A 12,393-nucleotide genomic window follows, 5' to 3' on the forward strand; every position below is an offset into this window, starting at 1 on the left:
GGTTCGGTTCCGCGACGCGCCGAGAGCACGGCCGACCCCCGTCCGCTGCAACCCCCTGCAACCGTTGCGCCCCGCCGGCGGTGGGCGCACGCTCGTTTCCGGGCAGGTGACTCACATCACAGTCCACACTTCCCGTTCCGACGCTCAGAAGGAGCACCGATGAGAGCCGCACGCTACTACGACCGCGGAGACGTCCGCATCGAAGAGATCGACCCGCCGGAGGTCGGGCCCGGCATGGTCGGCATCGACATCGCCTGGTGCGGCATCTGCGGCACCGACCTGCACGAGTACGCCGACGGCCCGATCTTCATCCCGCCGGCCGGACATCCGCAGCCGATCAGCGGCGAGAGCGCTCCGGTCACGATCGGACACGAGATGTCGGGCGTCGTCTCGGAGGTGGGCGACGGCGTGACCGATCTGGCGGTCGGCGATCACGTGGTCGTGGAGCCCTACATCCTCGCCGACGACGTCGATACCGGTCCGCACAGCCACGACTACCACCTGTCGCGAGACATGAACTTCATCGGACTGGGCGGCTGCGGTGGCGGACTCGCAGAGAAGATCGCGGTGAAACGGAGGTGGGTGCATCGGATCGACGCATCGGTACCGCTCGACCAGGCCGCGCTGATCGAGCCGCTGGCGGTCGGTTTCCACGCCGTACAGCGCAGCGGCGCGCAGTCGGGTGCGATCGCGCTCATCACCGGCGCCGGACCGATCGGACTGCTCACCGCGGCCATCTGCCGGGCGCGAGGCATCTCGGTGATCATCAGCGAGCCGAGCCCGCTGCGCCGAGCCAAGGCCGCGGACACCGGAGTCGCCGATCACGTGCTGGATCCCGCGGCGCAGGACGTGGTCGCTCGGGTATCGGAGCTCACCTCCGGACGCGGCGCGGACGTCGGTTTCGAATGCACATCGGTTCAGCCCGCGTTCGACACCCTGCTCGATGCCGTGAAGCCGACCGGGGTCGTCGTGGTGGTGTCGATCTGGGGCAGCCCCGCCGGACTGGACATGCAGAAGCTGGTGCTGAAGGAGATCGACCTGCGCGGCACCATCGCCTACGTGAACTCTCATCCCGAGACGATCGCGCTGGTGGAGAGCGGCGAGATCGATCTCGCCCCGTTCATCACGGGCAAGATCGACCTCGCCGATCTGGTCACCGAAGGCTACGACACCCTGCTGCACCGCAACGAGACCGCCGTGAAGATCCTGGTCTCGCCGTCCGGCGCGGGAGTGTGACCGTCAGCGCTTCTTGCGCGACTTCGGAGGCTTGTTCGACGGCTTGGCGCCCGAACGGGCGGCGGCGCGCCGTTCGCGACGGCTGCCGAGCACCTCCGACGGAGTTCCCGAGGCGTGCTCCTCGACCTCGGAGAGCACCTCCGCGTCGCCGGTCTCCGACGGCCCGCTGTAGGTCATCGCCGGTTCGGCGCCGTCGGCGGCCTCGTCGCCGCCGAAGGCCGCTCCGGCCAGCATGTCGCTGACCGACGTGCCCAGCGCCGGAGCCGGGGCCTGCGTCTCCACCTGTGCGTTGAAGATGTAGGTGACGGCCTCTTCCTTCATGCCCTCCAACATGCCCTGGAACATGTCGTAGCCCTCGCGCTGGTACTCCACCACCGGGTCGCGCTGAGCGACCGACCGCAGGTGGATCCCCTCGCGGAGGTAATCCATCTCGTAGAGATGATCGCGCCACTTGCGGTCCATGACCGTGAGCAGGATCGACCGTTCCAGTTGACGCATCGCGCCGTCGCCGGCGATCTCCGCCAGTTCCTTCTCGCGGCGGTCGTAGGCGGCGAGCGCGTCGTCGACCAGCACCTCGCGCAGTTGCTCGCGGGAGATGTCGTCGCGTTCGCCGTACTCGTTCTCGCCGACGACCCGCTTGGGATCGAGCGCGATCGGGTACAGCTTCGACAACGCCTCCCACAGCGTCTCGAGGTCCCAGTCCTCGGCGTATCCGACCTCCGTGGCACCGTCGACGTAGGCACCGACCACGTCGCGCACCATCTCGCGCACCTGATCCCGATGATCCTCGCCCTCGAGGATCTCGCGGCGCTCGCCGTAGATGACCTTGCGCTGCTCGTTCATCACCTCGTCGTACTTGAGGACGTTCTTGCGGATCTCGAAGTTCTGCTCCTCCACCTGCGTCTGCGCACTGCGGATGGCGCGGGTGACCATCTTGGCGTCGATCGGGACGTCGTCGGGCAGGTTGAGGCGGGCCATGATGGTCTCGAGCGCGGCGCCGTTGAACCGCCGCATCAGTTCGTCGCCCAGGGAGAGGTAGAACCGGGACTCTCCGGGGTCGCCCTGGCGGCCGGACCGGCCACGCAGCTGATTGTCGATGCGGCGCGATTCGTGACGCTCGGTGCCGAGGACGTAGAGTCCGCCCACCTCACGGACGTCGTCGGCCTCCTTGGCGGCCTCGGTGCGGGCGATCTCGATCGCCTCGTCCCACGCCGCCTCGTACTCCTCGGGAGTGTTGACGGGGTCGAGTCCCGCCTTGCGCAGCCGGGTGTCGGCGATGACGTCCGGGTTGCCGCCCAATACGACGTCGGTGCCTCGGCCGGCCATGTTGGTGGCCACCGTGACCGCCCCGAGCCGACCGGCCTCGGCGACGATCTGTGCCTCCTGCTCGTGGTACTTCGCGTTGAGGACGGTGTGCTTGATCTCCCGCTCGGTCAGCAGCCGCGACAGGTACTCCGAGCGCTCGACGCTCGTGGTACCGATCAGGACCGGCTGGCCCTTGGCGTTGCGCTCGGCGATGTCGTCGACCACCGCGTAGAACTTGGCCTCTTCGGTCTTGTAGATCAGGTCGGTCTGGTCCTTGCGGATCAGCGGACGGTTGGTCGGGATCGGCACCACGCCCAGCTTGTAGATCTGCTGGAACTCGGCGGCCTCGGTCTCGGCCGTACCGGTCATGCCTGCGAGCTTCTTGTACAGGCGGAAGTAGTTCTGGAGGGTGATCGTGGCGAGAGTCTGGTTCTCGGCCTTGATCTCGAGGCCTTCCTTGGCCTCGATCGCCTGGTGCAGGCCCTCGTTGAAGCGCCGGCCGTCGAGCACACGCCCGGTGAACTCGTCGACGATCATCACCTCGCCCTTGCGGACGATGTAGTCCTTGTCCTTGTGGAAGAGCTCCTTGACCTTGATCGCGTTGTTCAAGTAGCCGACGAGCTGAGAGTTCTCCGGCTCGTAGAGGTTGTCGATGCCGAGCCGGTCCTCGACGAAGGAGACACCGGCCTCGTGGACGCCGACGGTCTTCTTCTTGATGTCGACCTCGTAGTGGACGTCCTTCTCCAGCAGCGGCGCGATGCGCGCGAACTCGGCGTACCACTTGCTCGACGAGTCGGCCGGGCCCGAGATGATCAGCGGGGTGCGGGCCTCGTCGATGAGAATCGAGTCGACCTCGTCGACGATGGCGTAGGCGTGTTCCCGCTGCACCAGGTCTTCGAGTGAATGCGCCATGTTGTCGCGCAGGTAGTCGAAGCCGAACTCGTTGTTGGTGCCGTAGGTGATGTCGGCCGCGTACGCCTCACGACGCTGATCGGGCGACATGCCGGTCAGGATCACCGCGGTCTCGAGACCGAGGAAGCGATGCACGCGGCCCATCCACTCCGCGTCGCGCTTGGCGAGGTAGTCGTTCACGGTGACGACGTGCACGCCCTTGCCGTTCAGCGCGTTCAGGTACGCCGGGAGAACACAGGTCAGCGTCTTGCCCTCACCGGTCTTCATCTCCGCGATGTTGCCGAAGTGCAGCGCCGCGCCACCCATGATCTGCACGTGGAAGTGCTTCTGGTCGAGGACGCGCCACGCGGCCTCACGAGCCACCGCGAAGGCCTCGAGCAGCAGATCGTCGAGTGTCTCATCGCCCTCGAGCCGCTCGCGGAACTCGACGGTCTTGCCCCGCAGTTCGTCGTCTGAGAGCGCTTCCATCTCGTCGGAGAGCGCCTCGACGCTCGTCGCGATAGCGTCCAGGCGCTTGACCATGCGGCCTTCGCCCAGTCTGAGCAGCTTGTTGAGCACCGGCAATCCTCTGGGTTCACGTTTCGATTCACCGTCGCGCCCCGCCGAACCGTCGACGTGGCGGACAGACCTCGGTCCATGGTACGGGTCCGTCGTCGACGACGCCGTATGCAGGCATGTCCGACCGGCACTGCATCGCACATGACGTCAACGATTGTTGACGCGCTCGGCGACGCGTGGGTGAACGCGACGGTGGCCGCCACCCGGTCAGGGCGACGGCCACCGCTGCTGGGACGAGACCTCAGGCGAGCCTGATGAGTCCGTAGTCGAATGCGTGACGGCGATAGACCACCGACGGCTTGTCGGTCTCGCAGTCATGGAACAGGTAGAAGTCGTGACCGACGAGTTCCATCTCGTAGAGCGCCTCGTCCACCGACATCGGCGACGACGGGTGATCCTTCACGCGCACCACCTGACCGGGCGAGTGGTCCTCGACACTGTCCTCGAACGGATCCGGGGACGGCGCAGGCGTCTCGGGAAGCAGGTGCGGCGCGTCGGCCGCCGCCTCGGCGAGCGAGGTGGGACGGTGCATCCCGTCCTTGCGGATCCGCTTCCGGCTCTTGGCGCGGCGCAGCCGCTTGTGCAGCTTGTCGAAGGCCAGCTCACTGGCGGCGTAGAAGTTCTCGCCGGCGGCCTGTGCGCGGATCACCGGACCGCGGCCACGGCCGGTGATCTCGACGATCTCGGCGCTCTTGGACTGCCGTGGATTCGGTTCGTGGTACAGGACCACTTCGAAGCGGAAGATCGTGGGGTCGAAGTGCTCGAGCCGGGAGAGCTTGCTGCTCATGTAGACCCGGAAGTGATCCGGTATCTCCACGTTCCGGCCACTCATGACGAGCTCCGCCTTCAACTCGCCCGCGTCCGACGTGTCGACGGTGGACGGCAGCTCGAAAGCGGCTTTGAGGTCGACGCGTTCAGCGGGTGCGGCTTTCGACTCGCGCTGTCCCTTGCGGTGAACGACCGTCATATCGACATCCTCCTCAGGTTGCTCCCGTCCGGAATCGAGACCGGATCGGGGTACCAATTCGCTAGTCGCGCAACCACATTCAGGTAGCGGTTTGGCGCGATGGGCAGTGACCCGCTGAGCTGAAGCGGAGGATCTACCGCGCTCGTGAACACATCGGCGCGGTGGAAAAGGCTTCCTCACCTCCCGGCACTCGATGTTCATCACTGCCACTTCCGAAGGTATCCGCAAACTTCGGTTCCGGCCACGTTTTGCCGATCATGCACCCGCCAGAACCACCGCTCCGGTCACAGCGGCACCGGAACGCCGAAGGCGTCTCACCGCTTGCGCGACGGTCGCGCCGGTGGTGAGGACGTCGTCGACCACCACCACCGGTACGGCGGGCCCGGCACCGGCGCCGACCAGCGCAGACGGCAGTGGGCGGCGCAATCGCACCGCTCCCGCGAGGTTCGCGCCGCGCGCCCCGGCCCCCAGCCCCGCCGAGTCTCGCGTCCAGGCCGCGGTCACCAGCGCCGGCACCACTCGGACGCGGCCGCCGAGGACGTCCGCGGCCTCGCGGGCGAGCGCGGTCACGGTGTCGCCTCCCCTGCTCCGGGCCGCCCACGCCCGCGTGGGTGCGGGGACGAGTGCGAGTCGATCGGAGGCGGGCAAGTCACCCCACTGTGCGAGCGAGAGGATCCCGTCGGCCAGAACGCGGCCCAGAACGGGCGCGAGATCGCGTCGGCGATGCTCCTTGAGGTTCACGACGGCTGACGCCATCGGTCCGCCGTACCGGGCCATCGCCCATACAGGCACACCCGGATCCACACGCGGAGACAGCTGCCGCGGCACATCGTCGAGTCGAGCCCGGCAAGCGTCGCACCACGGCGTTCCCGGGCGCCCGCACCCTCCGCACTCCCGCGGCACCGCGAGGTCCGCCAAGGCCGCCAACACGGCTCGGGAGCGTGCCCGATCACCCGCCATGCCCGAGCATCGTCCTCCTGCGATGCCGGACTGTCACCCGGTTGTTCCACAGCGACCGCCGGTCAGCCGCCGGGGATCACCGGCCTCGTTCCCGGTCCGGCATCGGGGCCCAGCGCGGTCCAGTACTGATCCGGCCGGATCTGGCCGGTGCCGATCTGCTGGATACCGCGATTGTCCGAGACGTACACCGTGGTCGACGATGCCGCGACGTCCACCAGCGGCGGCTTGAGGTTGCCGCTGACCATCGCGACCGGCTGCGTGCCGACGATCGACGCCTTCCACACCGGGCTGTCGCCGCCGTTCACCGCGAAGTACATCGTCTTCGACGACGACCAGGCGATACCGATGCCGGTGCCCGCCACCTCCGGCGCGAGCAGGTAGACGCCGGTCAGTGCCGGCACGCCGACATCGTTCACGGACAGCACGGCGAGCAGGAGCCGGCCGCCGACCACCAGGGCCACGCGCACGCCGTCCGGTGAGACCTGCAGACCGGTGATCGGCCCCGGCGCCACCGCGCGGACCTCCGCGGTGTCGATGGACTCGATCCGCGTGCCGTCGCCGTCCGACATCCAATGGATCGGACGGCCGTCGACCACCGCGTATCCGGTGGCGGGATCCGGCCCGAAGGACGGCGTCGTCACCGAGGCGCCCGCGGCCACCTCCACGGCATCGCCGCCGTACGGCCCCACCAGCAGCACTCGGCGGCCGCCGCGGTCGGCGACGGCGGCACTTCGGCTCATATCCGCGGAGATGGCCGCCGACTGGAGGTCGTGGGCGGCGCCGAGTGCGCCGTCGACGGGTACCGCCCGGTTCCCGGTGAGCCTGGCCAGGCCCCCGTCGCGCACCAGGTGCACCGGGTCGACGGCGCGCTTCTCCGGCTCGGGTTCGAAGGTGCTGACATCGGCGGTGTGCCAGCCCTCGTCGCGGCCGGGAACCAGCGGAGCGCCGTCGGCGGTGATCCGGTACGTGCCCGAGAACCCGGCGTAATCGAGGGTCCAGACGATCTGCGCCGCGAGAGTGGTTCGCGCCTTCTGGTCGCCGTCGGCGACGTTGCCGAGCGGAACCGTCACGACGTCGCCCTTGGTGGTGACCGGTCCGGCGGCGGCGCTGCCGCGCGCCGCTCCCTGGCTCACCGCACCGGCGAGTTCGGGCGCCGGACCCGCCAGCAGCCGGTTGACCAGGACGCTCGCATCGAGTTCGGGACCGAACAGCCAGCGCGGGTCGGCCACCAGCCGGCTCAGCGTGCGATCGGGGAAGAACAGGTCGGCCTGCCGATACGCCGTGAGGAACTGCGACGAGTCGGTGACCGATCCCACGGGCGGGTCGCCGCTGATCCGCCACGTCCCGCCGCTCTGCTCCAGCGACAGCGCCATCACCCAGTCGCCCGTGACGGGCCGGAGCGTGCCGCCGGGCGACAGCACTCCCGTCTTCTCGCCGGTGACCCGGAGTCGGACCGCGTCGTCGGTGCGCTCGTCGACGGTGACGCCGACGTCGCGGACCACGGTCATGTCTCCCTGGTCGTCCCATCGTTGGCTGGCGCCCGCGGTCAGGAACTTGCGCGCCGCCCGATGCCCGGCCGTGGGGTCGGACATCGCCTTCACGAAGTTGCGCGCGACGGTCTCCGGGTCGTCGCCCCGTCGGGGCGAGGGCACGATGTTGGTCGGCCGTTTGCGGTCGAACGCCTGGATGGGCTGCGGAGACGAGGAGTCCGGAATGTCGACGCATCCGGTGAGAACCATCGTCGCGGACAGCAGCAGCGCGACCAGCACCGCGACCCGCCTCATCGGGGCGTCTCCCCGATCGGCTTCAACGGCAGCGGGCTGCCGAGGAGCTTGTGGCCACGAACCAGTGGCAGCGTGAGGCGGAAGCAGGAGCCCTCCCCCGGCGCTCCCCAGGCCTCCAGTCGGCCCTGGTGCAGACGGGCGTCCTCGATGCTGATCGCCAGGCCGAGGCCCGTGCCGCCCGAGCGCCGCACACGCGACGGATCCGATCGCCAGAATCTGTTGAAGACGAGTTTCTCCTCTCCCGGACGCAGGCCTATCCCGTGGTCGCGGACGGTGATCGCCACCGCGTCGCCGTCGGAGCGCATGGTGAGCGTGACCGGCTTGTGCTCGCCGTGATCGATGGCGTTGGCGAGCAGGTTACGCAGGATCCGCTCCACCCGGCGCGGATCGATCTCGGCCATCACCGGCTCCGTCGGCATGTCGATGATCAGGTCGCTGCCCGTCTCGGCGGCCAGTGGAGCCACCGTGGAGACGGCCGCGTCGATGGGCACCGCGATGTCGAGCTTCTGTGCCGCCAGCTCCGCCATCCCCGCGTCGTGACGCGAGATCTCCAGGAGCTCGGTCAGCAGCGTCTCGAACCGGTTCAGTTCCTTGTCGAGCAGTTCCACCGAACGGCGCTGCACCGGGTCTAGGCCCTCGCGGTTGTCGTAGAGAAGGTCGGCGGCCATCCGGACCGTGGTGAGCGGCGTTCGCAGCTCGTGGCTGACGTCGGAGGTGAACTGCCGCTGCAGCCCGCCGAACTCCTCGAGGTGGTTGATCTGACGGGAGAGGCTCTCGGCCATGTCGTTGAACGAGACCGCCAGCCGCGCGAACTCGTCCTCGCCGTGCACCGGCATCCGCTCGGAGAGACGGCCGTCGGCGAAACGCACGGCGATCCGGGTCGCCGACCGCAGCGGTGCGATCACCTGTCGGGTCACCAGCCAGGCGATCGCTGCGAGCAGACCGAGCAGCACCACCGCACCGGTCAGCAGCGTTCCGCGCACCAGCGACACCGTGTTCTCCTCGGTGCCCAGGGGGAATACGAGGTAGATCTCCAGCCCCTGGATCGGGCTCTCCACCGGGGAGCCGATCACCAGCGCGGGGACGGTGTCCCCGGCCTGATCGATGGATGTGTACTGGAAGGCGACCTGGCCCCCGGCCACCATCTTGCGCAGGGCGGTCGGCACGTCGCGCACCGGCCCCACCGCGATCTCCTGCTCGTTCGGCTCGCCGGGAACCACGAGCACGGAGTCGAACGAGCCGGCGACCGACGACGTCTGCGGCGACTCGGTGTCCTGGTCGGTGAGCAACGATCGCGCTCGGGCCAGCCGATTCTGCACAGCGGTGTTCGATTCCCCGCTGCTCAGCACCCGTTCCACCACCGCGCGCATCCGCGCGATCTCGTCGGTGGCGACTTCCTCCTTGGCGTCCAACAGGCGCCCGGTGATCTGACTGATCAGGACGAAACCGAGAATCAGCAAGACCACGAAGGACAGAACCAGCGTCGAGACGATGACTCGCGTCTGAACCGAGCGGCGCCAGATCTGTCCGGCCACCCGTCCGACGGTCGCCGCGGCGCGCCGGACCGCTGTGATGAGGCGTTCGATCGGCCCCCGGTGAATCCGGCGGCCACCGATCACGGCGGACCGGCCTTGTAACCGACCCCTCTCACGGTGAGCACGATCTCCGGGTTCTCCGGATCGATCTCGACCTTGGCGCGCAGCCGCTGGACGTGGACGTTCACCAGACGAGTGTCGGCGGGATGCCGGTAGCCCCACACCTGTTCGAGGAGGACGTCACGGGTGAACACCTGACGGGGCTTGCGCGCCAGCGCCACCAGAAGGTCGAACTCCAGCGGAGTCAGCGAGATCGGCACCCCGTCGCGGGTGACCTTGTGCGCCGGGACGTCGATCTCCACCGGACCGATCGCCAGGAGTTCGGCCGGATCGTCCTCGGTGCGCCGCAGCCGGGCTCGGATGCGCGCGACGAGTTCCTTCGGCTTGAACGGCTTCACCATGTAGTCGTCGGCACCGGATTCCAGGCCGAGCACCACGTCGACGGTGTCGGATTTGGCGGTCAGCATCACGATCGGCACACCGGAGTCGGCGCGGAGCACCCGACAGACATCGATGCCGTTCATTCCCGGCAGCATCAGGTCGAGCAGGACGAGGTCGGGTCGAACCTCGCGCACCGCGGTCAGCGCCTGCGTCCCGTCTCCGACGACGAACGGCTCGAAGCCTTCGTTCTTCAGAACGATCGTGAGCATCTCGGCGAGAGCGGCGTCATCGTCAACGACCAGGATGCGTGGCTTCATGCCTGCCATGGTGTCACTTCTGCCGCGGATAGCGCGGTGCGACACGCCTTGCCGCGCAGGTCCGGACGGCGTGCGGCGCGCCGCATCCACGTGGCGCAGGCGACTGCCTAGACTGTCCGCGTGGGCATTCTGGTTGCTGTCGAAGGTCTCGACGGTGCGGGCAAACGCACCATCGTCGGACGCCTCGAAGCCGCTGCGATCGACCGTGGCGCGTCGGTCCGGACGCTCGCGTTCCCCCGCTACGGCGAATCGATCACCGCGGACATCGCCTCGGAGGCGCTGCACGGACGGCACGGTGATCTCCGGGACAGCGTCTACGCGATGGCCCTGCTCTTCGCCCTCGACCGGGCCGCGGCACGGCGTCAACTGCACGACGCCCTCGCCGGGAACGACCTCGTCATCTGCGACCGCTACACCGCGTCGAATGCGGCCTACAGCGCCGCGCGCCTGGGTGCGGGCGCCGCGTCCGAGGTCGTCGACTGGGTCGCCGACCTGGAGTTCCGACGGTTTCAACTCCCGGTTCCCGACCACCAGTTGCTCCTCGGAGTTCCGCCGGAAGTCGCGATGGGCCGCGCCAGCGGTCGCGCGGAGGCCGAGGCCGACCGACCCGTGGACACCTACGAGCGCGACGCCGACCTGCAATACGCCGTCTACCGCGTCTACGGCGAACTCGTGCAAGCACAGTGGATGTCGACCTGGTCGTGGGCCGACGGCGACGCGGCCGTCGACGCCGTTCTCGCACAGCTCGGGTAGTCCGGAGCCGGCCGCAACGAACGACCGCCGCCGGTCGGGAGAGCTCGGCTCCCCGACCGGCGGCGGTGCGGTGCATCCAGCCGGTTCGGTGCGTCAGTAGCGGTAGTGCTCGGGCTTGTAGGGGCCCTCGACGTCGACGCCGATGTACTCGGCCTGCTCCTTGGTGAGCTTGGTCAGGCTGCCGCCGAGCGCTTCGACGTGGATGCGCGCGACCTTCTCGTCGAGATGCTTGGGCAGGCGGTACACCTCGTTGTCGTACTCGTCGCCCTTGGTCCACAGCTCGATCTGAGCGATCACCTGGTTGGCGAAGCTGTTGCTCATCACGAACGACGGGTGGCCGGTGGCGTTGCCCAGGTTCAGCAGTCGCCCTTCGGACAGCACGATGATGCTGTGGCCGTCGGGGAACACCCACTGGTCCACCTGCGGCTTGATGTTGATCCGCGTCATTCCTTCGGCGGACTCGAGTCCGGCCATGTCGATCTCGTTGTCGAAGTGACCGATGTTGCCCAGCACCGCCTGATTCTTCATCTTCTTCATGTGCTCGAAGGTGATGATGCCCAGGTTGCCGGTGGCCGTGACGACGATGTCCGCGTTGCCGATCGCCTCATCGACGGTGACGACGTCGTAGCCGTCCATCATCGCCTGCAGTGCGTTGATCGGGTCGATCTCGGTGACCTGGACACGGGCGCCCTGCCCCGCCAGCGACTCCGCGCAGCCCTTGCCGACGTCGCCGTAGCCGCAGATCAGCACCTTCTTGCCGCCGATGAGGACGTCGGTGCCGCGGTTGATGCCGTCGATCAGCGAGTGGCGGGTGCCGTACTTGTTGTCGAACTTGCTCTTGGTGACCGAGTCGTTGACGTTGATCGCGGGGAAGTCGAGTTCACCGGCGGCGGCGAACTGGTACAGACGGAGCACACCGGTGGTGGTCTCCTCGGTGACGCCCTGCACCGACTCGGCGATCGCCGTCCACTTGCCCGGGTCTGCGGCCAGCGAGCGGCGCAGCAGTTCCAGGAACACCTTGTACTCGGCGGGGTGATTGTCGTCGGCGGGCGGAACGACGCCGGCCTTCTCGAACTCCGCGCCACGCAGGACCAGCATGGTCGCGTCGCCGCCGTCGTCGAGGATCATGTTGGCGCGCCGCGGCTCGCCGTCGACGTCCGGCCAGGTCAGCATCTGCTCGGCCGCCCACCAGTACTCCTCCAGGGTCTCGCCCTTCCAGGCGAAGACCGGCACGCCCTTGGGCTCCTCGACGGTTCCGTACGGGCCGACGACGACGGCCGCGGCCGCGTGGTCCTGGGTGGAGAAGATGTTGCACGAGGCCCAGCGGACCTCGGCGCCCAGATCGACGAGCGTCTCGATGAGGACGGCGGTCTGCACGGTCATGTGCAGCGACCCCGAGATGCGCGCGCCCTGGAGGGGCTTGACGTCGGCGTATTCGCGGCGCAACTCCATCAGACCCGGCATCTCGTGCTCGGCGAGGCGGATCTCCTTGCGGCCGTACTCGGCCTCGGAGAGGTCGGCGACCCTGAACTCGACGCCGTTGCGGGTTTCGGTGGTCAGAGCGCTGGAAGGCGCGGTCATCTGGTCCCTCTCGATTGACATCTTTGATCGTGAACGACGGTACC

9 protein-coding genes are annotated in these 12,393 nt (G+C 68.2%); 2 read left to right on the forward strand and 7 right to left on the reverse strand.

All coding sequences use genetic code 11. From position 1 onward, the window contains the following. The first annotated feature begins 159 nt into the window (after positions 1-159). Complete coding sequence (locus tag ACK8HH_RS14070; RefSeq protein WP_006895557.1) at positions 160-1,236, forward strand: 2,3-butanediol dehydrogenase; 1,077 nt, start codon at positions 160-162, stop codon at positions 1,234-1,236. Positions 1,237-1,239: 3 nt separating this feature from the next. On the opposite strand, the gene secA is transcribed toward ACK8HH_RS14070, so the two are convergent. The 6 genes from secA to mtrA form a co-directional block, all read right to left on the reverse strand. Beyond that, the gene (gene secA, locus ACK8HH_RS14075; RefSeq protein ID WP_412475274.1) at positions 1,240-4,011 is read right to left on the reverse strand and encodes a preprotein translocase subunit SecA; all 2,772 of its coding nucleotides are present in this window, start codon (positions 4,009-4,011) and stop codon (positions 1,240-1,242) included. Positions 4,012-4,252: 241 nt separating this feature from the next. Further along, the gene (gene hpf / locus ACK8HH_RS14080) at positions 4,253-4,978 is read right to left on the reverse strand and encodes a ribosome hibernation-promoting factor, HPF/YfiA family (RefSeq protein WP_006895559.1); all 726 of its coding nucleotides are present in this window, start codon (positions 4,976-4,978) and stop codon (positions 4,253-4,255) included. A 255-nt stretch (positions 4,979-5,233) separates the two neighbouring features. Further along, positions 5,234-5,938, reverse strand: coding sequence for a ComF family protein (locus ACK8HH_RS14085; RefSeq protein ID WP_006895560.1), 705 nt, complete (start codon positions 5,936-5,938; stop codon positions 5,234-5,236). A 62-nt stretch (positions 5,939-6,000) separates the two neighbouring features. Continuing rightward, on the reverse strand, positions 6,001-7,722 hold the full coding sequence (locus ACK8HH_RS14090; protein WP_412475275.1) for an LpqB family beta-propeller domain-containing protein: 1,722 nt from the start codon (positions 7,720-7,722) through the stop codon (positions 6,001-6,003). Then, entirely contained in the window at positions 7,719-9,341 is a 1,623-nt protein-coding gene (mtrB, locus tag ACK8HH_RS14095; RefSeq protein ID WP_006895562.1) for an MtrAB system histidine kinase MtrB, read from the reverse strand. The genes ACK8HH_RS14090 and mtrB overlap by 4 nt, the downstream gene beginning before the upstream one ends. Then, positions 9,338-10,024 (reverse strand): MtrAB system response regulator MtrA, encoded by a 687-nt coding sequence (gene mtrA / locus ACK8HH_RS14100; protein ID WP_006895563.1) that lies wholly within the window; start codon positions 10,022-10,024, stop codon positions 9,338-9,340. The genes mtrB and mtrA overlap by 4 nt, the downstream gene beginning before the upstream one ends. Before the next feature lie 111 nt (positions 10,025-10,135). On the opposite strand from mtrA, the gene ACK8HH_RS14105 reads away from it, so the two are divergent. Beyond that, positions 10,136-10,768, forward strand: a complete 633-nt coding sequence (locus ACK8HH_RS14105; RefSeq protein WP_412475276.1) for a dTMP kinase — start codon at positions 10,136-10,138, stop codon at positions 10,766-10,768. 93 nt (positions 10,769-10,861) lie between these two features. On the opposite strand, the gene ahcY is transcribed toward ACK8HH_RS14105, so the two are convergent. After that, the gene (gene ahcY / locus ACK8HH_RS14110; RefSeq protein ID WP_412475277.1) at positions 10,862-12,349 is read right to left on the reverse strand and encodes an adenosylhomocysteinase; all 1,488 of its coding nucleotides are present in this window, start codon (positions 12,347-12,349) and stop codon (positions 10,862-10,864) included. Positions 12,350-12,393 lie beyond the last annotated feature (44 nt).

It is taken from the genome of Gordonia sp. LUNF6 (assembly GCF_047041125.1).
Classification (GTDB): Bacteria; Actinomycetota; Actinomycetes; order Mycobacteriales; family Mycobacteriaceae; genus Gordonia; species Gordonia sihwensis.

Bases quoted from the DNA above. Each gene is read 5' to 3' on its own strand.
- hpf (WP_006895559.1), bottom strand. From the start codon at position 4,978: ATGACGGTCGTTCACCGCAAGGGACAGCGCGAGTCGAAAGCCGCACCC.
- mtrA (WP_006895563.1), bottom strand. From the start codon at position 10,024: ATGGCAGGCATGAAGCCACGCATCCTGGTCGTTGACGATGACGCCGCT.
- ahcY (WP_412475277.1), bottom strand. From the start codon at position 12,349: ATGACCGCGCCTTCCAGCGCTCTGACCACCGAAACCCGCAACGGCGTC.
- ACK8HH_RS14070 (WP_006895557.1), top strand. From the start codon at position 160: ATGAGAGCCGCACGCTACTACGACCGCGGAGACGTCCGCATCGAAGAG.
- ACK8HH_RS14090 (WP_412475275.1), bottom strand. From the start codon at position 7,722: ATGAGGCGGGTCGCGGTGCTGGTCGCGCTGCTGCTGTCCGCGACGATG.
- ACK8HH_RS14085 (WP_006895560.1), bottom strand. From the start codon at position 5,938: ATGGCGGGTGATCGGGCACGCTCCCGAGCCGTGTTGGCGGCCTTGGCG.